The organism is Alteromonas genovensis (genome assembly GCF_010500895.1).
GTDB classification, from domain to species: domain Bacteria; phylum Pseudomonadota; class Gammaproteobacteria; order Enterobacterales; family Alteromonadaceae; genus Alteromonas; species Alteromonas genovensis.
Genome location: NZ_JAAAWO010000006.1, coordinates 238,025 through 261,222, shown reverse-complemented (window position 1 = coordinate 261,222; position 23,198 = coordinate 238,025). Strand labels below are relative to the sequence as shown.

The 23,198-nt window shown below is 45.3% G+C and carries 16 protein-coding genes; 8 read left to right on the top strand and 8 right to left on the bottom strand.

Annotation, left to right across the window (positions count from 1 at the left end):
• Window positions 1-53: 53 nt before the first annotated feature.
• Complete coding sequence (gene mutY / locus GTQ48_RS10570) at window positions 54-1,109, bottom strand: A/G-specific adenine glycosylase (RefSeq protein WP_163106659.1); 1,056 nt, start codon at window positions 1,107-1,109, stop codon at window positions 54-56.
• A 140-nt stretch (window positions 1,110-1,249) separates the two neighbouring features.
• Here mutY and GTQ48_RS10565 point away from each other — a divergent pair, with 140 nt between their 5' ends.
• The 6 genes from GTQ48_RS10565 to arcA all read left to right on the top strand — a co-directional run bounded on the left by GTQ48_RS10565 (window position 1,250) and on the right by arcA (window position 8,056).
• A complete protein-coding gene (locus GTQ48_RS10565; protein WP_163106658.1) occupies window positions 1,250-1,960 on the top strand; it encodes an alpha/beta fold hydrolase in 711 nt (236 codons plus the stop codon).
• Between the two features lie 85 nt (window positions 1,961-2,045).
• On the top strand, window positions 2,046-2,765 hold the full coding sequence (gene trmB / locus GTQ48_RS10560; RefSeq protein ID WP_163106657.1) for a tRNA (guanosine(46)-N7)-methyltransferase TrmB: 720 nt from the start codon (window positions 2,046-2,048) through the stop codon (window positions 2,763-2,765).
• On the top strand, window positions 2,765-3,847 hold the full coding sequence (locus GTQ48_RS10555) for a methyltransferase (RefSeq protein ID WP_163106656.1): 1,083 nt from the start codon (window positions 2,765-2,767) through the stop codon (window positions 3,845-3,847). Before trmB ends, GTQ48_RS10555 begins: the two co-directional genes overlap by 1 nt.
• Before the next feature lie 157 nt (window positions 3,848-4,004).
• Complete coding sequence (gene glgA / locus GTQ48_RS10550) at window positions 4,005-5,429, top strand: glycogen synthase GlgA (RefSeq protein WP_163106655.1); 1,425 nt, start codon at window positions 4,005-4,007, stop codon at window positions 5,427-5,429.
• Window positions 5,430-5,535: 106 nt separating this feature from the next.
• Window positions 5,536-7,191 carry a sensor histidine kinase gene (locus tag GTQ48_RS10545; protein WP_163106654.1) on the top strand — a complete coding sequence of 552 codons (1,656 nt, stop codon included), beginning with the start codon at window positions 5,536-5,538 and terminating at the stop codon, window positions 7,189-7,191.
• 157 nt (window positions 7,192-7,348) lie between these two features.
• The gene (arcA, locus tag GTQ48_RS10540; RefSeq protein ID WP_163106653.1) at window positions 7,349-8,056 is read left to right on the top strand and encodes a two-component system response regulator ArcA; all 708 of its coding nucleotides are present in this window, start codon (window positions 7,349-7,351) and stop codon (window positions 8,054-8,056) included.
• 192 nt (window positions 8,057-8,248) lie between these two features.
• Here arcA and GTQ48_RS10535 read toward each other — a convergent pair whose 3' ends face one another.
• Window positions 8,249-11,431: a beta-galactosidase gene (locus GTQ48_RS10535; protein WP_163106652.1), complete on the bottom strand. Its 3,183-nt coding sequence runs from the start codon at window positions 11,429-11,431 to the stop codon at window positions 8,249-8,251.
• Between the two features lie 133 nt (window positions 11,432-11,564).
• Here GTQ48_RS10535 and GTQ48_RS10530 point away from each other — a divergent pair, with 133 nt between their 5' ends.
• A complete protein-coding gene (locus GTQ48_RS10530; protein ID WP_163106651.1) occupies window positions 11,565-12,428 on the top strand; it encodes a helix-turn-helix transcriptional regulator in 864 nt (287 codons plus the stop codon).
• Between the two features lie 261 nt (window positions 12,429-12,689).
• Here the strand turns inward: GTQ48_RS10530 and pmbA are convergent, their stop codons facing one another.
• On the bottom strand, window positions 12,690-14,021 hold the full coding sequence (gene pmbA, locus GTQ48_RS10525) for a metalloprotease PmbA (RefSeq protein WP_163106650.1): 1,332 nt from the start codon (window positions 14,019-14,021) through the stop codon (window positions 12,690-12,692).
• Between the two features lie 72 nt (window positions 14,022-14,093).
• Here pmbA and yjgA point away from each other — a divergent pair, with 72 nt between their 5' ends.
• The gene (yjgA, locus tag GTQ48_RS10520; protein WP_163106649.1) at window positions 14,094-14,651 is read left to right on the top strand and encodes a ribosome biogenesis factor YjgA; all 558 of its coding nucleotides are present in this window, start codon (window positions 14,094-14,096) and stop codon (window positions 14,649-14,651) included.
• 208 nt (window positions 14,652-14,859) lie between these two features.
• Here yjgA and tldD read toward each other — a convergent pair whose 3' ends face one another.
• From tldD to GTQ48_RS10495, 5 genes are read right to left on the bottom strand one after another with little or no spacing between them, the layout of a single operon-like run.
• Window positions 14,860-16,302, bottom strand: a complete 1,443-nt coding sequence (gene tldD / locus GTQ48_RS10515; RefSeq protein ID WP_163106648.1) for a metalloprotease TldD — start codon at window positions 16,300-16,302, stop codon at window positions 14,860-14,862.
• The gene (locus GTQ48_RS10510) at window positions 16,295-17,113 is read right to left on the bottom strand and encodes a carbon-nitrogen hydrolase family protein (RefSeq protein ID WP_163106647.1); all 819 of its coding nucleotides are present in this window, start codon (window positions 17,111-17,113) and stop codon (window positions 16,295-16,297) included. Before GTQ48_RS10510 ends, tldD begins: the two co-directional genes overlap by 8 nt.
• Window positions 17,106-21,113 (bottom strand): YhdP family protein, encoded by a 4,008-nt coding sequence (locus GTQ48_RS10505; protein WP_163106646.1) that lies wholly within the window; start codon window positions 21,111-21,113, stop codon window positions 17,106-17,108. The genes GTQ48_RS10510 and GTQ48_RS10505 overlap by 8 nt, the downstream gene beginning before the upstream one ends.
• Window positions 21,114-21,139: 26 nt before the next feature.
• Window positions 21,140-22,606 (bottom strand): ribonuclease G, encoded by a 1,467-nt coding sequence (rng, locus tag GTQ48_RS10500; RefSeq protein WP_032094815.1) that lies wholly within the window; start codon window positions 22,604-22,606, stop codon window positions 21,140-21,142.
• Entirely contained in the window at window positions 22,603-23,193 is a 591-nt protein-coding gene (locus tag GTQ48_RS10495; RefSeq protein WP_163106645.1) for a Maf family protein, read from the bottom strand. The genes rng and GTQ48_RS10495 overlap by 4 nt, the downstream gene beginning before the upstream one ends.
• Between the last annotated feature and the right edge of the window lie 5 nt (window positions 23,194-23,198).

Sequence of the window (23,198 nt, the reverse complement as noted above, 5' to 3'; positions counted from 1 at the left end):
ATGCACCTCTATTGTCTTGTCTTATAAACACCAATCGCGACAGTGTACGCGACTTATTTTGCCAGTGTTTTGATTATCTTTGTTGTTGGGGCAGCTAAACCCACTTCAATAGGCTCATCAAGCAAGAACCATCTCGACTCATTTTCTGCCACCCGCTTTTGTGGCGTTGAGTTTACCACGGCGATAAGCGGGGTTATATCTAAATGAAAATGGCTAAATGTATGTCTGAATTCATCTAGCTGCTGTATTTCCTCTACTTCAATTCCCCTTTGAGCAAGTAGCGATATACCCTCTTCAGCAGATTGCGCTTCTAAAAACCCGTATAAGCCTCCCCAGATACCACTTTGAGGACGTTGCTCTAGAAACACTTGCTGCCCAAACATAGGGATGAGCATGTAGGTTTGTCTAACCGGCGTTACTTTTTTAGGTTTCTTACCCGGATAGTCAGTTTGCTTACCTTGTGCAAAGGCCACGCAATCACGCTGCAAAGGACACTCGTCACACTTTGGCTTGCTGCGGGTGCAGACCATGGCACCTAAATCCATCATCACCTGAGTGTAGTTCGCACAGCGATTTTGGGGCGTGTTTTTCTCAGCCACGTCCCACAGGGCATTCTCTACGGCTTTTTGTCCGGGCCATCCTTCAATAGCATAATAACGCGCTAACACACGCTTTACGTTGCCATCTAAGATGGGGTAACGCTCGTCTCTTGATAGCGAAAGTATGGCCCCCGCGGTAGAACGGCCTATACCGGGAAGCGACACCACGTCGTCAAGTGTGGGAGGAAAAACGCCTTCGTAATCTTCAACCAGTGTTTTTGCCGCTTTATGCAGGTTTCGGGCACGAGCGTAATAGCCAAGCCCCGTCCAATGATGCAACACGTCATCTTGCGATGCATTGGCAAGCTCGAATACGCTTGGGTATGACGCCATAAATCGATTGAAGTAGGGGATGACGGTGGCAACCTGCGTTTGCTGAAGCATGATTTCAGATACCCACACCTTATAGGGCGTCACATCTTGCTGCCACGGTAAATGCTTCCTACCATGCTCATCGAACCACGCTAAAACCCGTTGTGCAAAACTGTTACTGTTCTTTGTTTTTATCATATTATTCTGAAACTTACGCCTATACTTTGTGTACTATTCACTTGCTAAAACACCTTCATTTACCCGTTTGAATAAACATTCTATTCACTGTGCGCTATGGTAGCATGTACGCTCTTCTTCGTTTTTATTTGAGGTATCGCGTGTCTGCACAAGCCCCCGTATTATTTTTCCCCGGAACTCTTTGTGACGAACGCATCTTTATGCCCCTCTGGCGGCAGCTTTCCATAGCCCAACGTCGCTTTGTTCCTCTGCAGTGGGCAACCTCGAAAGACGACATGATTGCACTTAGCCAAGACCGAATACTTGCTGATGAAAAAGTGCACCTTGTTGGCTATTCCATGGGTGGCTACATCGCTTCACTTATCGCCGCTCGAAATAAGGCGAATATCGCTTCTATCACACTAATTGCATACGATCCTGCTGGCTTATCGACAAATGAAATAAGCCAGCGTGAAACCATGGTCAAAAGCCTTAAAAAAGGGCAGTTTAAACCTGACAACCACAACTATCTTGCTCGCTTTATCCACCCTTCCCGTTTAGCAGACACAAACGTGACTGATGTCGTTACGTCCATGGCTAAAGATTTAGGGAAAAGCACGTTGTTAGCGCATACACTTGCCTCGACACCAAGAGAGAATACACTTAAATTGCTTGAAAAGATTAATGCGCCAGTAACACTTGTAGGCGCTATTGATGACAATATTGCACACATAGATTCGCTTAGGTACGCAGCGAAGTCGCTACCTAATGCATCACTGTATGAATTTGAAAACACGGGGCACATGATCCCACTTGAACAAACCAGCCAGTTAGCGACTATTGTTGGCAAGTGCATTGGCGTACAAAAATAACACAGAATTTGTATTCTAGCGTTGCATATAAGGTGGGTAAGTGGATAATGCGCCAGCATAAAATTGGGTATGAAAGGCATTGCAAATGAGGCAATTCAAAAGTCAGGCAGAAGCAGAAGCTGCCGGTGTATATATCAGTAAAGTAAAAAGCTACGTTAAGCGCGAAGGTCGGCTTACAAAAGGGCAAGAAAAAGCGCTAGAAGAACACTGGCCAACCATGGGAATAGACTATCGTGATACGCCTATTTCCTTATCTGAGCTGTTTGGCCGCGAGGCACCTGTTGTCGTTGAGATAGGTTTCGGTATGGGTAAGTCGCTGGTTGAGATGGCTGCAGCTTCACCAGAGAAAGACTTTATCGGTATAGAAGTTCACCGACCTGGCGTAGGCGCATGTTTAGGAGATGCGGGTGAACTAGGACTAACCAACCTTCGCGTAATGGAACACGATGCGGTTGAAGTTCTCAAAAACATGCTACCCCAGGAGAGCTTGTCCCGCCTGCAACTATTTTTCCCCGACCCGTGGCATAAAAAACGCCACCACAAACGTCGAATTGTTCAAGCTGAGTTTGTAGAATTGATACGAACCAAACTAGCGATAGGCGGACACCTACATATGGCAACAGATTGGGAACCTTATGCGCAGCATATGGCTGAAGTTGCCAATGGCAACGAAGGCTATACCAATACGGCACCTGAAGGCGATTACGTGCCTCGCCCTGACTACCGCCCCATCACTAAATTTGAAACCCGCGGCCAAAAGTTAGGTCACGGCGTTTGGGATCTTATTTATAAGCGAACGTCTTAATGATTTTATCTCCTCAAAGCCAGCTTCTTGAGCGAAACATCTCATTATTTGAAGAAGGAAAATGGGCGTTTGTTAATCCTTCAGATGCCTACTTTCTTGATGGTTTGAAGTCATCCGAAATTACGGTAATTCATCAGTATTTTGATATTTTTGCAGAAAGTGTAAGAGTAATACCTTCTGTAACGCTAGACAGCCGAGATATCGACAAGTCGGGTTTTGAAGTAACGCAAAAGGTGGGTAACCACACGCATACTTTTGCACCGTTTGTTACCACCGAAAATGCATTTACCGATGTCATGTTGTTTTTGCCAAAGGCGAAAACCCACTTCCAATTGTTACTGCGCATGGCTGCAGGCATGGTGGGAGAGCACGGGCGAATTCATGTTGTTGGTGAAAATAAAGGTGGAATAAAGAGTGCCGCGAAGCTCATGCAGCAATACGGTTCTCCTCAAAAAATCGACTCAGCTCGTCACTGCAGTTTAGTTACGGTGGTACTTGAACAAACCCATGGCGCTTTTGAGCCGGATGCTTGGGTAGATGTTAATCTTTATGAAGTAGACGACACCTCGTGGAATGTAGCGTCAATGCCTGGCGTATTTAGCCATAAAGAGCTCGATGCTGGCACGTTGTTGCTGCTTCAAAAGCACTCTACGTCTATGCGAGGCAACGTACTAGACTTTGCCTGCGGTGCAGGTGTTATAGCTAGCTACCTTATGCTCAGATACCCTCACTTAACATTTTTCTTATCAGATGTTAGCGCACTAGCGCTCTACTGCAGCGCACTGACTCTTGCGGAAAATGAACTAAGCGCTACGATTTTTGCGGCCGACGGCTTACATGGTGTATCGCAAAAGGTGCAGCATATTATAACAAATCCGCCGTTCCACACCGGGATCAAAACCGATTACACCATTACAAAGCGTTTTATTTCTGATGCAAAAAAACAGCTTACCTCTAAAGGGACATTGCAAATGGTTGCCAACCGTTTTCTGCCCTATCCAGGCTTGTTAGCAGAAGAGTTTTCAACGGTTTATACCAAAGCGCAAACATCGCAGTTCTCGATTTATGATGCATCGCTATAAGCCTTAAGTTGGGGGAGTAAAATAAAAAACGGATAAGCTTTGCATCCTAGTTAAACAATTTATATCGTACTGGTAGCTTGTTAGTTAAACGAAGCAATGTATATTTGCTCATACGTAACCGTTGACACTTTATCAGTGATTATAGAAGGGATAACCCGTGGACATTGTATTTGCTATCTCGGAAGTAGAGGAACTCGTAAAAACGGGGGGTCTCGCTGACGTAGGTAAAGCACTCCCCATGGCACTACAGGCGCTAGATGAAAACATCTGCATTGTTATGCCGTACTACAAGGCGCTGAAAGAACAGTTAGATTTACCTGAAGACGAGGAAGTACACACCCTTTTCACCGAAGGTAAAGTATATCATTTCAAGCTAAAGCGCCTTCAGTGGCATGGCATACCGATTTACTTTATCGACGCCCCAGACTTTTTCATGCGCGACGGCCTTTATTCCGACGCATACGATGCCTTCAGTGACAATGGAGAGCGGTTTAGTTTTTTCAGTGGCGCAGTGCTGCATGCACTAAAAGCACTTTCTCTTAAGCCCCAAGTCATTCATTGCCATGATTGGCACACGGCGATGCTTCCGTTTTTATTGTCGAATGAAAAAACTGACTATTTCGTCAATACCAAAACCGTTTTTACTATTCACAACGCTGCATTTCAAGGCGTACATAAGCTAGATGCTATTCCGTTTTTGCGTCATCACCCTGATATTGGCAGCCAAGTTCATGGCGGCTATATCAATATGCTACAAAGCGGCATTGAATTTGCCACCAAGATCACTACCGTAAGCCCTAACTATGCTACTGAGCTTCTCACTGATTTAGGCAGTCACGGACTCCACGAGCGATTGGTGAATCGCAAAAATGATTTAAGCGGGATATTAAACGGATGTGACTACACCCAGTGGAACCCCGAGACAGATTCATTTCTGCCTGAAAACTATACGGTAGATAATTTACACGCCAAGCAAACCTGTAAAAAAGTGCTGCAACAAAAATCTGATTTACCAGAGAACCTTAGCGTGCCTCTCATCGGCATGGTGTGTCGACTCACAGAGCAAAAGGGATTCAGTTATATACTCCCTATTCTCGACGAGCTGATTGCGCACAATATTCAAATGGTTATTGTGGGCACGGGCGATCCAAAGGTGTGTATGGACTTGGGCGAATTTGCTCAGCAGCACCCTAGTCAGTTTGCGTTCATCAATGGTTTTAGTTCAGAGCATGCTCATTTGGTTGAAGCCGGTGCTGACTTCTTTTTAATGCCATCTCAATTTGAGCCCTGCGGCTTAAATCAGATGTACAGCCTTGCATACGGCACTATACCCATTGTGCGCTCAGTAGGTGGATTAAAAGACACCGTTGAAGATACCGGCGACAACAGCCTGCGCACTGGCTTTGTGTTTGATGAACCATCGCCAGCCGCGTTGCTTAGCTGCATTCGCAGAGCATTGCTTGCCTTTTATGAAGATAGGGACGCTTTTAGGGCAATGCAAATTCGAGGAATGAAAACTCGCTTTACCTGGCACTCTGCCGCGCAGAATTACCAAAAACTGTACCGCAGCATGTGGAATTAATGTGATGAGTAACGCATAGATTATTGTGTTTACTTACCTTTCTTTTTGCCAAGATATGCGCCAATATTAAAACGGCTGAGCAAAGTGGATTGAAAATAAAACGGACATGACAGACAAAGCAAGCAAGCTTTCTATACGCAACGTATTTTTGTGGACTGTGATGTCTGTGGTCACTGTGTCGCTTGCGATACTGTCTTGTTTGTCTTTGTACATGCAAATAGATAATTATCGCAGCGAACTCAATAACAAAGCCTTCGTGCTGTCTGACTTCGTCGCCCGAACCTCTTCCCAGTATATCTTCAATAATAAAGACGAAGGCATAGCAAAAGAGTTAGGCCATCTCGTTGCGATGCCTTATGTACTCAATGCCCATGTATACCGCAAAAAGAATCGGCAGCAGGCCAATGTGGAAGTGCCGCAAATATTTGCGTCATATAACAAAGTAGGTCAGCTCATGACCGGCGGCAAAGAAGCCCAATTAGAGTCACTGCTGCTAAACCCTACCATTTCCGACACCGGAGATTATTTAGAAGTAAGTACGAAGTCGTTTGATGCAGAAACCGGCATACACTTGGGTTGGGTATATCTGAGACTCTCTACAAGAGAGTTTAACAGCCTTACACAGCGGGCCATATTTACCCATCTTGCTGCGGTTGTCATACTGCTTATTATTGCCTTTTACACCGCATTTAAAATGCAATTAGGCATTTCTAATCCAATAAAGTCATTAACTCACTTTCTTCAGCAAACTTCACGGCACCGGGATTATTCATCCCGTGCGAGTGGATCAAAAATACAAGAGTTAGACACGTTAGCTAATGCGATTAACGTTATGCTGTATCGAATGCAAGAGTATATGGAAATGCAGCAGCAGGCTGAAGAGCGTCATCGCAAGCTTAATTCAAGTTTAGAAGAGATGGTTAATGAGCGAACCACTGCGCTTAAAGACGCGAATCGAGAACTTATACAAGCCTTAGAAAAGCTGCATCAATTCCAAAGACAAATTGTACAGAATGAAAAGATGGCTTCCCTTGGCGATATGGTAGCTGGGGTGGCACACGAAGTGAATACGCCTATTGGTTTAGGGGTTACTGCATCAACCATGATGTTAGACCGATTAGCGGTTATTCAGAAAGGTTTCGATGACAAAACGTTGAAAGCAAGCGCAATGAAACGCTTTATTGATGAAAGCAACGAGAACTTAAACATCATATATCGCAATTTAAACCGCGCTGCTGAGCTTATATCGAGCTTTAAACAGGTCGCAGTAGACCAATCTACAGAAAATAGTCGAAGTTTTTGCGTTGAACAGCTAGTTAATGAGATACTACTGTCGTTACAGCCTCGGCTCAAAAAATTAAAACACAACATCAACGTGAAATGCGACCCTACCTTAAGCGTTGAAACCAAGGCTGGCCCAATTAATCAAATATTGATTAATCTAATAATGAATTCCGTTATCCATGGATTTGAATTCATGGATGCAGGTACGATAAATATTCGTGCTGAATTAGTTAGTGACGACAAATTAAAATTAGTTTATTCCGATGATGGTAAAGGCATACCGCCTGAGATCCGCAAGCGTATCTTCGATCCCTTCGTAACAACGAAGCGTGGACAAGGTGGCTCCGGTCTAGGTATGCATCTCGTATACAACTTAGTGACACAAGCACTTCTTGGCTCTATTACCTTAACGAGCGAAGAAGGCGACGGAGTGGAATTTGTAATTATATTCCCCGTTTCTGATGCCAAATATGTGTAGTCACTGTATAAAGTATGAACTTTTGTTGAAATTTGTTGGCTAACCCCAAAATCCTAACAGTAGCGATATTCATAAGTTACTTGCAAATAAGTGTATGAATATTAAACTTTAACCAGTTAGTTGCTTAAACCGTATTTTTGAAAGAGTGTAGAACACCATGCAAACGCCAAATGTGTTAATTGTTGAAGATGAAGTGGTAACCCGTACCACGCTAAAAAGTTTATTTGAAGCGGAAGGGTACAATGTATTTGAAGCTGAAAACGGCAACCAAATGCACGATTTCTTCGAGAATCACGCAATCAATTTGGTCATTATGGATATCAACCTACCGGGTAAGAATGGCCTTATATTAGCGCGCGAAGTGCGCGACCGTAAAAATGTTGGATTAATCTTCCTAACAGGTCGCGACAACGACGTAGATCGTATTCTAGGTTTAGAAATTGGCGCAGATGATTATCTTACTAAGCCATTTAACCCAAGAGAGCTAACCATAAGAGCCCGTAATTTGTTGTCTAGAACAACAAACTCTTCTGAAGATGATGATTTACCAAGCCGCGTTAACTTCAACGGTTGGATATTAGACGGCGACAGCCGCTCGCTTATCTCGCCTACCGGCAAAGAGTTCCGTTTACCTCGCAGTGAGTTCCGTGCGTTGCATTTATTTTTAAGCAACCCTGGAAAAATCCTTACCCGCGAGCAGCTTATTATGGAAATGACCGGTCGCGAATTGCGTCCTAATGACCGTACCGTAGATGTCACCATTAGACGTATTCGCAAGCACTTCGAATCACACCCTTCTGAAGAAGAACTGATTGTGACTATCCATGGCGAAGGCTACCGCTTTTGTGGACAGGTAGATAGCTAATCGCCACTGCACTGAGAGAACAATTAGGAAGGTACGTTGTTACCAATCTGATTAACGAGAAAGCCGCTACTATGTAGCGGCTTTTTTACTATGTAGACTCTTCTTAGCGTTCTGAGGGCTCAGTAACTTTAATCCTCCTTGGCCTTTTATCTTCCTTAGACTCTTGCCTACCTTAGTCACTTATTGCCTTTATTAATTGGCAGTAAGCGTGAGTGAATATGAATACCGCTTCTTCTCAAGCAAAAACTCTTTATGCGTACTCGGGCTCCAAGAATCATCCCCGCCGACCCCCATATGTGCATGGTCGATATACACAAAAATACAGTCACGTGGGCTAAGGTCGCAAGTATGCTTTGCAGCATCTAACTGCGGCTGGCCGTATTCACTTACTGAGAAATAGAAGTCTCCAGAAACCGTTGTATTGCTAATGTTTAACATAGAGCACTGGCTTCGCAAGCCATTGTCAGTTGGAAAAATATAATCGGTGTGCATGTCTTTGATAGTGAGTTGATGTAGAGCAAACCTCGCAGCGGCTTGCCTGTCTGGATAGTTTTCAAATGGCCCCAGACCTTTCCATGTCACCGCTTCGGACTGTTCGAATTCGTTTTCGCAAGCACTGCCTTCACCGTGGCTATCGTTATTATCCTCAACAAAAGACTGTCTTGGTACGGCAAACTGCACACCAATACGAGGAAGAGGTGGCAGGTTATCGGATAAGACAACTTCAATATCAATAGATAGTGCGGCGTCAGAATTCAAAGTGTAGGTCCATTTTGTTGCAGCCGTAATTACGCCATCAACACTGTATTCAAAGAGCGATATAACCCGCACATCAAAGGTGCCCTGCTGCATTTCTACCCCAGTACACTTGCGTATCCACTTCCCAATACCAGCCCGTCGCCATCGCGATTCCCAAGCATTAGGATCAGGGTTATCCACTTCACTCACACCAATATCATTATCAAGAGGCGCTCGGAAAAAGTTATCTTCTAGTGGTGCGCTCATTGTTTCGCTACCGTTAACTAACCAAGAAGTCAGCAGACCGCTTTCACTATTAAAGCAAACATCATGACTTCCAATGGTAATGGTTAACAAACTATCGTTTGTTGTTAGCTCCACTTTTGAGGCTGCGCTGCAACTTTCTTGTAGGGGCGTCAATGTAAACGGCGTGATACCCGCCGTGTTTTTGATGGATAGCTGTTCGGTATCGAGCACGTGACCGGCCTTTGCCCATTGACAGTCCTCTGCGGTCACAACGTCAACATTTAAGTGGTATTTAGCACCGGGCTTGTGCGTGACGTTAGTCGTAATCTCAATGGTATCGGTTTGCTGAGGCTTAATAGATAGACGCTGTTCTCCTTGAGCAATACATTCACCGTCTTCTAATACCCTCCATTGTAATAATTCATTGTCCGTTGCTCTAAATACATAATCGCTAGAAATAGAAAGGGCATACACCTTCCCTTCGCTATCGGCTTTGTCTGATAATTCAAAACTAAGGTGTTGCTGACAGTATTTTGCTTCAAACAACGCCGGGTGAGGCGTCCTATCAGGAAATAAGAGGCCATTGATGCAAAACTGCCTGTCGTTGTAAGTATCGCCAAAATCGCCGCCATAAGCCCAATAAGGCACTCCGCTCTCGGTATATTTTGTTAAGCCTTGGTCAACCCAGTCCCAAATGAAGCCCCCTTGTAAACGAGGATAGACTTTAAATGCTTTCCAATACTCATCAAAGCTTCCCAAGCTATTTCCCATTGCATGCGCGTACTCACACAATATCACCGGCCTTGTCTCGTTTGGCATAGATAGCCATTTTTTAATCGCCCACTTTGGCACTGCATCGTCAAGAACATCGGTATCTACTCGAGAATACATTGGCGCTACAATATCGGTAGCCGTGGTATCGGCCCCTCCGCCTTCGTATTGCACAGGCCTTGATGGGTCAAAGGATTTTGCCCAACCGTACATGGCATCATGCGTTGGACCGTGACCACACTCGTTCCCCAGCGACCAAATAATGATAGAAGGATGGTTTTTATCGCGCTCTACCATTTGAGTGAAGCGGGCCATGTACGCCCCTGTCCACAATGGATCTCTTGATAGGCGGCCCATGGGAAACATGCCGTGAGTTTCAATGTTAGCCTCGTCAACAACGTACAGACCATATTCGTCACACAGTTCATACCATCGCGGATGATTAGGATAATGCGCCGTACGAACGGCATTAAAGTTATTTTGCTTAAGTAGCAAAATATCTTCAATCATATCGCTTTCGCTTATGGTATGACCTTTTGTCTCATGATGCTCATGTCTGTTTACCCCTCGGATAAGCAAAGGCTTACCATTTACGCACAGCTGTCCGGCCTTCATTTGTACAGTGCGAAAACCAACGTGATAAGCCTCTGTGTCTACCACCTGCTCAGCTTCATCAATTAGCGACACCACAATTCGATATAAGTAAGGCGTTTCTGCGGTCCAGTGCTTGGGCTCTTTTACCTCTAAGCTCTGGAACACCACATCATCCCACCCCCCTTTTTCATCGACGCGCTTATTATTAGTTGTTGCAACAGCTCGTTCGGTAACGGCATGTGCTTTGTCAAATAACTGAATGCCGACTTGATAGTTTGCTGGGGCATTAATTGCCGTGCGAACAGACAGTGCACCATCGCGGTAACATGCATCTAGCGTCGGCGTAACAAATACATCTTGAATGTGATGCAGAGGCTTTGTCACTAAGTTTACATCTCGAAAGATACCGCTTAGCCACCACATATCCTGATCTTCTAAATAGCTACCGTCTGACCATCTGATCACCATCACGGATAAACGGTTTTCGCCTACTACGAGCAACGCAGATAAATCAAACTCAGCAGGTAAACGACTGTCTTGTGAGTAGCCCACATAACTGCCGTTACACCATAAATGAAAAGCACTATTTACGCCTTCAAAAACAATGTGATTGCGTTTTAAAAGACTGCTTTCAGTTACGGTGAATGTTGTGCGATAACATCCTGTGGGGTTATCGGCTGGCACTGCAGGGGGATTCACATCAAAAGGGTATTTCACATTGCAGTAAATGGGTTTGTCGAAGCCTTCCATTTGCCAATTCGAAGGCACAGTGATGGGCTGCCACTGTTTGGCCTCATTCTCCGTTAGCGCTTGCGCCGTCAACTCATCGCTGACAGCCTCCGGTGACGGGTATAACCTAAACATCCATTTACCGTTTAGGCTAACCTTACTGGCATTGCGATTTTGAACTGCATCGTCTTCACTGACAAAACCATTGTGTGGCGCATGGGCATTGATTCGATTACGTTGATATACGAGGGGATTTTGCCAATCTTTCTGTGATACAACTTGTTCGATGTCAGCCATGCATGGCTCCTGTGTGAAAACGCATTTGATACATCACAATATAGCTAAAATGCATTGATTACTTTATGCTTAAACCTCTCGTACTTTTATCCAAAACTATCAACACATCCTTACCAAAAGCAGAACAACATAAATGCAGTCACCTTTTACGGATATTATTAATATAGGCCAGCAGTGCTTCGAGCGCTTTATTGATAGTAGTACGTCGCCAGAAATAATGGCGTTAGATATTGAGCTAGCAGGATGTTCAAACTTATCAGGAGAATACGTTGTTGGCAGAGTGATGCCGCCAAACCATACGCTGTTTTACTCACTATCAGGGGAAGGATGCTTTCGTACACCACATGGCTCGTTCAGCTTATCAAGTGGTCAGCTTATCACGCTACCCGCCTATCAAAGCTTCGAGGTGAGCATTGCTAGTGATAAGTGGGATATTATTTGGCTAAACCTATCAGATACAGAGCAATGGAACGGGCTTTCGAAACAACATCCAAGGGTTATCGGCAATATTAATTTAGCGGCCTTACATCACGCTATGGAGTTATTGTATTTAGAGCACGATAACAGGAACCGTGAAGCTGCCATGCAAATTATAGGGCGTCATCTGCGGCAAGTGATAAGCCAAAATGACCATGAAAATAGTGAAGATGAGAGTAATGATAGACATGCCGTTAGGCTTCAGTCTTTATTTGCGGCGGTTGAGAATCAACTACAGTTTCAGTGGAGCGTAGAGAGCTTAAGTAAAAAAGCCCATTATTCTGCGCCTCATTTGCATCGTTTGTGTCTTAAGTACTTTAAGAGAAGCCCTATGCAGCAGGTCATTTATTTGCGCATGCAGCGGGCGCGAAACCTGCTGTTAAAAACACAGTGGCCTATTTCATATATTGCCCATTACGTGGGCTATGCAAATGTGTTTACATTTTCTAAGCGGTTTAAAAAGTCTGTGGGGAAACCGCCTCGCGAATTTCGCGAGGCTAGCACTTCAGACAAATACTAGGGTGTATTGATCTTTGCTGTACATTTTTGCAGCGGTCTGTGAGCTATTTAAACAAGGCGAGTGGTTGAAGGTCTAGCGGGCTAAATCGAAACCATTCAACGCAGGATAAATAGCTCACAGGCGCTGCCCGAAGGGGGCGTTATGGAAGCACTTTACTCTTTGTCACAGTCCTTTGGCTTAGCCCACTAGGCCTACAGGACTGTTTCGCGATTAAAATGCTTCCATTTAGCCCAAAACTCGTACAGCAAATATCAACACGCCCTAGTTGCCAGCAATCTTCATTTGATTAACCAGCACTGAGCCGGTTTGAACACTGCCGCGCACATCTTTGTCTTTACCAATGGCCACGATATTTTTGAACATGTCACGTAAATCGCCTGCAATGGTAATTTCGTGAACTGGGTATTGAATTATGCCATTTTCTACCCAAAAACCTGCTGCACCGCGTGAATAATCGCCGGTAACAATGTTTACGCCTTGCCCCATAAGTTCAGTGACAAATAGTCCTGTGCCCATTTCTTTTAGCAAGTCGGCATCGCTGTGTCCCGTATCACCAACAATCCAGTTATGTATGCCGCCAGCATGACCATTAGACACGGTATTGAGTTTGCGCGCCGAGTAGGTTGTATAAAGATACGTAGCTAAGCGACCGCCATCAACAATGGTCATATCGCTGCACGATACCCCTTCGTTATCAAAGCTTGAGCTGGCAAGTCCTGACTTAATAAGCGGCTTCTCTTCAATATTCATCCACTCAGGAAATACCTGCTTGTCTAAACTGTCGAGCAAAAATGACGAGCGTCTGTACAAACTCCCGCCACTGATGGCGCCAACGTAATGACCAAACAAGCTTGAGGCGAGGTCTTTATGAAACAGTACAGGCACGTTAGCGGTATTGATTTTGCGAGCACCTAAACGGTCTACCGTAGCCTTGGCAGCCTCTTGGCCTACAAACGCTGCAGATTTAAGCAACGGCGCTTGACGGTCAACGGTATAGGCATAATCGCGCTGCATATCGTTATCTTGAGAGCCAATTACCATACAGCTTAAACTGTAACGACTGCTGGGATAGCCCGCATTGATGCCATGAGTATTACCGTAAACACGCATACCTAAGTTAGCGTTATACGACGCACCATCTGAATTTGTAATGCGAGGGTCGTAATTCATTGCCGCCGCTTCAGTTTCGATGGTGGTCTTGATGGCTTTCTCTGTATCAAGCTCTTGCGGGTGATATAAGTCTAAATCTGGGAATTCAGTAGCTATAAGCTCTGCATCGGCAAGGCCGGTGCAAGGATCTTCACTGGTATAGCGCGCAATATCCACCGCTTTTTCAACGGCTAATGTAAGCGCTGCTTTACTCAAATCGGCAGTGGATGCACTGCCTTTGCGCTTACCTACGTAAACGCTAATACCTAGTCCGCCGTCGTTGGTAAACTCAACGTTTTCAACTTCTTGCATGCGTGAAGATACCGCAATACCCTGTACCTTAGACATGCTTGCTTCGGCTTGTGTTGCGCCTTTTGATAAGGCCATTTTCAGTACATCATCAACGACATTCTGAATTTCTGATAGCTGTTGCTCAATTTGCATAGTAAGTTTCGCTGTCTATATTCGACTGTGATAGTTACAATTTGGCTAAAGTGTAACACTAATGAGTTTGAAATGAGTGATCAGAAACAGAATTCTCCACAAGATCCTTACTTTGAAGGCGCCAAAGCAACCACGTCTGAAGACGAAGATTTCGTTAGTAAAACGGAATTAAAGCGTCAGGCAAAGGAGCATCAGAGGCTTGGCGAAACCATTGTAGGGTTAACCGATGCCCACGTGGCAACTATCCCAATGGATGAAGAGTTAGCCGATGCCGTCGCGATAGCGCGTATTGTGAATAAGAAAAAAGATGGCTATCGCAGACAATTGCAGTTTATTGGTAAATTGCTTCGTCAGCGCGACACACACGATATTGAAGAGGCACTGTCAAAAATAGCCCATCAGCATCAGGCAAGTAATGCGGCTTTTCATCAGCTTGAAAAAGCGAGAGAGTCGGTTATTGAAGAAGGCGATCCAGCTATTCAACGCTTAATTGAAGACTACCCCGCGTTCGATAGACAAAAGCTGCGTCAATTCAGCCGCCAAGTGAAAAAAGAAAGAGAGAAGAATGCGCCACCAAAAGCATTTAGAGAGCTTTTTCAATATATTAAGGACACTGTCCAAGACAGCTGATATGTCTAACGCAGTTAGACGGTAGCAGTGATAAAAAAGGCTGATAACTTTCGTTACCAGCCTTTTTTGTATCTGTGTTTTGTGCAGGTCATTGCTTATGCTGTTTCTAGCCTAGGTATGTGTCTTGTTTTGGTATGTCTTGCATTAACGTGTCTTGCTTTGATGGCTCTTGCTTTGAAGTATGTCGCATAATGCTTATCAGCAAAAACTACGCCGTACCACCTACCGTAAGTTCATCAATTTTAAGCGTAGGTTGCCCAACGCCCACCGGCACGCTTTGTCCGTCTTTACCACATACACCAATGCCTTTGTCTAAGGCGACATCGTTACCTATCATTGAGATTTTTTGCATAACCTCTGGCCCGTTGCCGATAAGGGTTGCCCCTTTCACAGGCGCGGTAATCTTGCCATTCTCAATGAGGTAAGCTTCGGCACTTGAGAATACAAATTTACCCGACGTAATGTCTACCTGGCCACCGGCAAAATTAGGAGCGTAAATGCCTCTTTCGATAGATGCAATAATCTCCTGTGGATCGTGCTGTCCTTCAAGCATGTAAGTGTTTGTCATTCGCGGCATGGGCAAGTGTGCATAAGACTCTCTGCGACCATTGCCAGTAGGCGCTACACCCATTAACTTAGCATTGTGCTTGTCTTGCATGTAGCCTTTTAAAATGCCGTCTTCAATAAGTACGTTATGCTGTGTTGCCGTGCCTTCATCGTCTACCGACAGTGAACCTCGGCGATCGCTTAACGTGCCATCATCAACAACCGTTACGCCTTTCGCTGCCACACGCTCACCAATGCGACCGCTAAATGTTGACGCACCTTTGCGGTTAAAGTCACCTTCTAAACCGTGCCCCACAGCTTCGTGAAGCAGTACACCTGGCCAGCCATTTCCGAGTACTACCGGCATAGCACCTGCTGGCGCTGCCACAGCCTGCATATTAACGCGGGCCATATGAAGTGCTTCATCAGCTAAGTTTTCGTAAAGCGGCTTGCCGTTTTCATCTGATTGGAAAAAAGCATAGGCGTAACGACCACCCGCACCAGAAGAGCCACGCTCACGACGATCGCCATTTTCAAGCAATACAGAGCAGTTAAGACGGACTAACGGGCGGATATCGGTAGCCAGTGTGCCGTCACTTCCGGCCACTAGTATTTCTTCATATACACCACTGATACTGACCACCACCTGATTAACCGAAGGCTCTTGTTGGCGGATGTAGGCATCTACCGACCTAAGTAACGATATTTTCTCGGCATCTTGCATAGCAAGAATGGGGTTATTCTCGCTGTATCGGGCGGTAAGGGGCTTTTCATCTAATGCAGATACTTGCTGAGTACCGCCGCTAGGTGCGATACCACGTGCCGCTTTGCACGCTTTCATTAACGCGTCTTCACTGATTTCGTCAGAGTACGCGAAGCCAGTTTTTTCACCACTGATTGCACGCACACCTACTCCGCGCTCAATATTGTAACTACCTTCCTTGATAATACCGTCTTCTAACACCCAGCTTTCATGCTGGCTAGACTGGAAATACAAATCGGCGTAGTCAGTGTCATGGCGATGGATTGTCGCTAATGCACTCTCAAGCTTGGTAATATCAAGCCCTGAGTCTGATAATAAATGACGCTCTACAGATTTAGACAAAGTGACTCCTGAATCGGTTATGTTCGGCAACCGGCATATTTTGTTTAATGGTTTCTCGTTCTGCAATATCTACACTGGCTTTTAACACGCCCTTGCCTGCAGCACGCTCTGCTACTGTTTCTCCCCACGGAGATAACACTACGCTGTGGCCATAGGTTTCACGCCCATTGGCGTGGACTCCCACCTGGCCTGCGGCGATGACAAAACACTGTTTTTCAATTGCTCGCGCTTTTAATAAGGCGTGCCAGTGGGCTTCACCGGTTTTTTGTGTAAATGCCGCTGGCAATACCAATACGTCGATATCCGCCATTGCAGTAAATAAACCTGGAAAGCGAATATCATAACATACCGCAAGGCCGATGTTGCCAATTGGTGTGTTTACCGTCACTACCTCGCTCCCCGCTTTTGTAAAGCGCGATTCTTTGTAGCTGCCTGTGGCATCGTTTACCGATACGTCAAACATATGTATTTTGCGATAATCAGCGAGCAGTGCTCCGTCAGGCCCAAACAACATACATGCGGCAGAGAACTGGTCTGGATTGGCTGTTTTGACCGGAAATGTGCCAGACACTATGTAGCATTGATAGCGTATGGCTAGCGCTGACAGATGCGCTTGTATTGGCCCCTGCCCTTTTGCTTCAGCGATGGACAACTGTCCTTTGTCTTTACCGCCAAAACACGCAAAGCATTCTGGCAGCACTACAAGGCTGTTTGGCGCAATGTCCGACTCTGACATGGCTTTAGACACCGCAGCCAGGTTTTCATCGACATCTGGCGTAGATGTCATTTGCAGTGCAACTAGATTAACCATCAATCACCTCCATTTTGATTCGGCGCACATCATCTTGTGTTAGCGGCCTGTCTAACGGGTCTTTTTCCATAGGCACGTTTTGCGCAGGCAAACTTATATCTTTGCTGTTGCGGTCTACCTCATCAAACTTAGGCTCGCTAATGGTGCCCGTTACGCGGTAATTCACATTTGAAATGACTTTTGCTGACGTAAGAACTTGGTCGATAGCAATCGCAGCCAAGGCGGTAGGCGGCGTTGCCAAGAAATAGACCAGGAACGGCAGGTTTCCGGTGACGTTTGGCGCAAATGACACATTGTAGTTGAGCCCGCCGGTGCCTAGGTCAGTTAGGCCGGTAATTTCAATTTCCCCTGCGCCGCCGTCAATTAACGTGTCATCGGTATAAGCTCTACCATCAACAATGTTCAGCGTACCGCCCATATCATCGTAAAAGAACCCTTTCGCAAACACATCTCTGAAATCTAAACTCAATTTTCTAACCAATGAATTTAAACTAAAAAGCGTGAATATACGGGAGCCTTGGTCGCTTAATTCAGTTAAATAACCGTCTGAGAGTGACCATTCTACATCACCCTGCAGTTTTCCAAGTTGAAAGTCCATGGGCGAATTTTGCCAGCTGAAATTAAATGCTACGTCGGCTTCAGAGTCTTTAATGCCCGACTCTATGTCGAGCTCTTTCAACATTTGCCCCACATCAGGGGATGTAAGGCTTCCTTTAATACTCGTTTCAACAGCACCGTTCACGTAATGCCAAAAGCCCGTAGCGGTAACATCAGTCTCTGGCGAACGAATCATCAGCTGTCGTGCCTGCAGTCCGTTATTTGTTTTTGCTATATCAACCGTAACTTTACCTAAATCAATACCGTGAAATACACAGCTTTCACAGTAGAAGTACATTGGCGGAAGCGAGCGTGGATCGAGTTCAAAAGGGTCGCTCTTTGTTTCCTGCACACTATCACCAGGCTTCGGCAAATTGAGGTAATCAGCGTTTATCTCAATACCTTGCTTCGCTAAATCTCCATTCACGCGAACGGTGCCTCGTGCAGCAGCAGAACCAATGTCGAGCAACCAATCTTCATTTCGCACTTGTGCGTTCATCTGCACGTTTTTAATGGAATGACCGGCGAAGGTTAGCTCTGCAGTCTTTGCAAATATTCTTGAGGGGGTGCCGAAAACACCGCCTTTTTTGGTGCCGTTTTCGCTATGCTTGTCATTAGCGGTTTCATTATTGTCACCATTTCTATTTTTCTGTCCCCCTGATGTCAGCATAGACACCGTGGTAAACCACTCTGCAACGTTAGCACTTTCCAAGTTCGCCGCAATACTAAACCCAGTCCCTATATTCGCAATATCACTTTCTCCTAGCGCTAGGTGAGCACGGGAAAACTGCATCTCTTGATGAGGTAATGTGCCAGTGAATCGAATATCGTCACCAAGCGTTGCTGTTACATTTGAAGCTTGGCGATCTCCTGAGCTTTTAATATACAAAGGCAAACTTGTACCCGCCGGAGTTTCAAAAGGCGCAGGCAATATACTTTGTGTCGCGGTTAAGTCAGCGGTTAATTCAGCGGCGTAAGAAAAGCTATCTTTGGCCAAGGTTAAATCTACCGATGTTTGCCACTGAGTTTCACCGTCAATGTAGTCAGTAAGTTCAGTGTTCACATAATTGGCAAGAGGGTGAACATGCCACCGGCCCGCTAATTGTACATTTAATGAATAGTCTTTCTCTTGAACGCCACTAAGGTCGATGGTCACTGCTTGACTCAAAAACTGGGCCGACAAACCTGTCGCGCTAATGTTGCCATTATCAAATGCAATATCCCCGCTGGCCTTTTTAAAGCGCATTTTGGTTGTAGGGATATATACGGTGTTCTCAAGTAAAGCCGCGGTACCTGTTGCTCTTACTTGGTCACCATTAAGCGGAATATGCAAATGAATATCGGCAGATAGAGGCCCTGAAACCTGAACATCTTGGTTCAATACTTTGCCCAGCGAATCTTGAATAGACGACGCCATCATAAGTTGGGTGAGCCCCTCACCTGTGCCCTCGCCCGTGGCATCGATTGTTAGAATTGAGCCGGGTTTGAACTTTGGAATACTGGCCGTCATATCGCCAATTTGCACATCGGCAAGCTTAGCAGAAGAGGTGGACATAAAGAGACCGTCATTCACAAAGCGCAGGGAAAGGTCGAGTTCGTTTAACGCGGGCCATTTCGATGAGAACAAGAAGTCACTGTCTTTAATATCCACGTATGCTTGGAATACGCCTTGTCCTTCGGTGAAAGGAAAGTCTTTCGTTTTCCCAAACCACAAAATGCGCGCTTTATCGATACTGCCTTTGCCAGTAAACGCTCGTGTTAAATAGTTATCTAAATTGTCGCTCATTACCGGCGATGGGAATAGCTCGCTCACGGTACCTAAAGACAGGGGGTCGATATCAGTGAACAACGACATGTCGCTGGTAGATGTATTGAGGCTAAATGCCGACGTAAGCGCTACGCTGTCGGTATCTACGATAATATTCTCGCCTTTGAGCACCCACTGACGGGCCGACGCCACGCGTTTCTTCGTTGTAGCAATGGTTGCACGCTCGTAATCAGCACTTTCAATAGCCCCCCCCTCAATAACAGCATCATCAGAAAACTCTTCATACAGGGGATACACGTAAATGTTTGCGGCGATTTTATTGACGTTTATATCTTTTTTGATAATGCCCTGGCTAGAGAGCTTACTGTCACTTGTTTCTAAAAATACTGCCCCATTGTGTTTGTACCAAAAAAAGTCAGCATCCAGTGACGAGAGCCCTGGGATAGAGGCTGTCTTTGTCCATGTTAAATCTAACACTTTAGCCGCTAACGCGGGAGCACCATTTTGCCATTGCACTTGTAGCGTGGCTAATTCACCTTTGGGATCGAGTGCCCGTATTTCTTCTTCATTGGTGTCATCAAGAAACAGCGGTAGCAGCAATAAAAAAGGGTTTATTTCAACAGGCTTAACGGTGTTAAAAACCGCGTTTCCATTATTGGATACATGACCAATAACGTCCGTTGTTAACGTAGCGCTACTTGAGTTAAGTTTTAATTGGTCTACGCGAACATTCCAGCCATCCCTTGAAGGCATCGCTTGTAAGCTCCCTCCCGTGATACCTGTTACGGTTTTAACCGTTTCATTTCCCCACTGGAACAAACTGTTATTCAGTTCAGCTTGCACCGAGCCAATCGCGGTTTCAGAAAAGTTTGCCCATACCTCTAAGTTCGCTCTGCTTTGCGCCAAAGGACGTTTAGTTTTAATTAAATCACTTACCCATGGAGAGATATCCAGGTCTTCTGCTTTAGCGTAAAACACGCCATCAAACTCATCTTTGTAGCCATTAATGTCAATAACAAAAGACGCAGAGTTTGCAGATACCCCGTCAACTTTCATGCGCCCTAACCCTTGGTGACGTTCTTCACGGTTATTCCAAGACAGGCTGTCGATATTAAAGCTATTGGTATCGCCATTTCGGGTTAATGATATTTTGCCTTCTTCTAAAGAGAAGCTTTGCAATTGCTCTAAAAAGAGACGCTCTAACGCGTTAATGACCGGAAACTTATTTTTGCTACCACCAGAAACACGGTCAGCATCGATATCCAGATGTAACCCGCGCAATTCAAATCGAGGGGAAGAGATAAGCCGTTGACGTAGGGACTGCCAGAAATCTAGCTCTACGTAAATTTGTCGGATATTGAGTTCTACAGGAGATGCATCGTCTTTTGCTAGCGACACTGAATTAAGCACAATACTCGGCCCGCTGCGCTCCCAGACCGCATGGATTGTATCAATAGATAAATTTACGCCGTACTGCTCGTTGATATAATCTTCTAGCAAATGCTTGTTGTGCTCGATGTGAGGCAAGGCATACCTTGCAGCACTTAATACCAGAGCAAAAAAAACAAGTAATACGGCGAGCAGCAACCAAAACTTCTTCAATAAGTACGAAGCTGCCGACGAAAATTTTGTCACACTATGCCTTTCTTAACGTTAAAGCGTTACATCATAACGACGTCGTACTTGTCCTGGTTGTACAGTGTTTCGGTTTGCACTTTAATTTGTTTCGTTACAAACACTTCTAACTCGGCCAACATATGAGACTCTTCTCCCATCAGTGCTTCAGCAACTTTGGGGGACGCATAAACAACGAATTTGTCAGCATCATATGCTCTGTTTACGCGCACAATTTCACGCATAATCTCAAAGCAAATTGTCTCAATTGTTTTCACGGTGCCGCGCCCTTTACACACCGGGCACTCACCACACAAAATATGCTCAATACTTTCACGGGTTCGCTTGCGGGTCATTTCTATCAACCCCAGCGCGGTAAAACCGTGAATATTGATTTTGGCTCTATCCTTGTTTGTCGCTACCTCTAATGAATGTAAGACCCGTCGTTTGTGATCAGGTTCAATCATATCGATGAAGTCGATAAGGATCATGCCACCTAGGTTGCGTAAACGCAGTTGACGAGCGATAGCCTGAGTAGCTTCAGTATTGGTATTAAAGATGGTTTCTTCTAGATTGCGGTGACCAACAAAGGCCCCCGTATTGATGTCGATAGTGGTCATTGCTTCGGTTTGATCAATGATTAAGTAGCCACCGGATTTTAGATCCACACGGCGCTCTAGCGCACGCTGAGCCTCATTTTCAACATCATACAAATCAAAAATTGGTCTATCGCCGGTGTAATACTCCAGCTTCCCATTCATTTCAGGTACGTATTCTTTAGTAAACTGAAACAGCTCTTGGAACGACAATTTGGAATCAATACGAATTCTATCTAGCTCGGTGCCGACAAAGTCTCGAAGTACTCTACGCGCTAGCGGCAAATCTTCATACAGCACGTTAGACTTGCGTTTTTTCATGCGAGATTGAATTTTGTCCCACAATCGACGCAAAAAGGCGGCATCTTGCTGCAATTCACTTTTTCCTACGCCTTCAGCAGCCGTACGAAGAATGAAACCGCCGTTTTCATCGCAGAATTCTTGTACCAAGGTTTTTAAGCGCTCGCGCTCTACTTCTTCTTCAATGCGCTGCGACACGCCCACATGAGTCACAGAGGGCATAAACACAAGGTAACGACTGGGTATAGTGATATCTGTGGTTAAACGAGCGCCTTTAGTACCAATAGGGTCTTTAACCACCTGCACAACGATGTCTTGTCCATCGCGTACCAACTCTCGAATATCTTGTTTTTGAATGTGGCTTGCCGATACTTCCTCAGCAATCTCGTTATGAATAACGATATCGGAAGCATGAAGGAATGCCGCTTTTTCTAACCCTATATCCACGAATGCAGCCTGCATACCGGGTAACACACGGCTGACCTTTCCGCGGTAGATATTCCCCACCAAGCCTTTTTTAGTGTGCCGCTCTACGTGTATTTCTTGCAAAATACCGTTTTCAATAAGGGCAACTCGAGACTCTGACGGTGTAACGTTAATTAATAGCTCAGCACTCACTTCACAACTCCAAATTCGTTGAGCAATTGACGCGTTTCATACAAGGGTAATCCTACTACAGAACTTGAACTGCCGTTAATAGAAACGACGAATTCACCACCTATGCCCTGTATAGCATAACTGCCTGCTTTATCGGCTGGCTCGCCAGTTTCCCAGTAATCGATGATTTGCTGTTTAGTTAGTGAAGCGAAAGTAACCGCTGTCACCACTGTGCGAGTAACGTGTTTTATCTGGCTAAGGGCACTAATTGAGGTTAGTACGTGGTGCGTTTGCCCCGACAGCGTGCTGAGTATGCGAATAGCGTCAGCTTTATCCACTGGCTTACCTAGGCTTTCACCATTAAAGGCAATCAGTGTATCGCTTGCCAACACCACAGTGTTGTCTTGCAAAGCCTGTTGCTTTTCGAGCTTTTTCATTACGGCTTGGGCTTTTTCACCAGCAAGGCGCGCAACTAAATTATCTGGCTTTTCACCTGGCTTGGGTGTTTCATCGATATCGGCAGGACAAATGGTGTGAGCCACATTCATCTGGTGTAACAGTGCAGTGCGCCGAGGCGATGCAGAGGCAAGTATGAGGTGAGAGTGCATTGGCA

Bases quoted from the DNA above. Each gene is read 5' to 3' on its own strand.
- GTQ48_RS10495 (WP_163106645.1), bottom strand. From the start codon at position 23,193: ATGCACTCTCACCTCATACTTGCCTCTGCATCGCCTCGGCGCACTGCA.
- GTQ48_RS10535 (WP_163106652.1), bottom strand. From the start codon at position 11,431: ATGGCTGACATCGAACAAGTTGTATCACAGAAAGATTGGCAAAATCCC.
- GTQ48_RS10510 (WP_163106647.1), bottom strand. From the start codon at position 17,113: ATGGTTAATCTAGTTGCACTGCAAATGACATCTACGCCAGATGTCGAT.
- mutY (WP_163106659.1), bottom strand. From the start codon at position 1,109: ATGATAAAAACAAAGAACAGTAACAGTTTTGCACAACGGGTTTTAGCG.
- pmbA (WP_163106650.1), bottom strand. From the start codon at position 14,021: ATGCAAATTGAGCAACAGCTATCAGAAATTCAGAATGTCGTTGATGAT.
- arcA (WP_163106653.1), top strand. From the start codon at position 7,349: ATGCAAACGCCAAATGTGTTAATTGTTGAAGATGAAGTGGTAACCCGT.
- GTQ48_RS10530 (WP_163106651.1), top strand. From the start codon at position 11,565: ATGCAGTCACCTTTTACGGATATTATTAATATAGGCCAGCAGTGCTTC.
- GTQ48_RS10545 (WP_163106654.1), top strand. From the start codon at position 5,536: ATGACAGACAAAGCAAGCAAGCTTTCTATACGCAACGTATTTTTGTGG.
- GTQ48_RS10555 (WP_163106656.1), top strand. From the start codon at position 2,765: ATGATTTTATCTCCTCAAAGCCAGCTTCTTGAGCGAAACATCTCATTA.
- yjgA (WP_163106649.1), top strand. From the start codon at position 14,094: ATGAGTGATCAGAAACAGAATTCTCCACAAGATCCTTACTTTGAAGGC.
- trmB (WP_163106657.1), top strand. From the start codon at position 2,046: ATGAGGCAATTCAAAAGTCAGGCAGAAGCAGAAGCTGCCGGTGTATAT.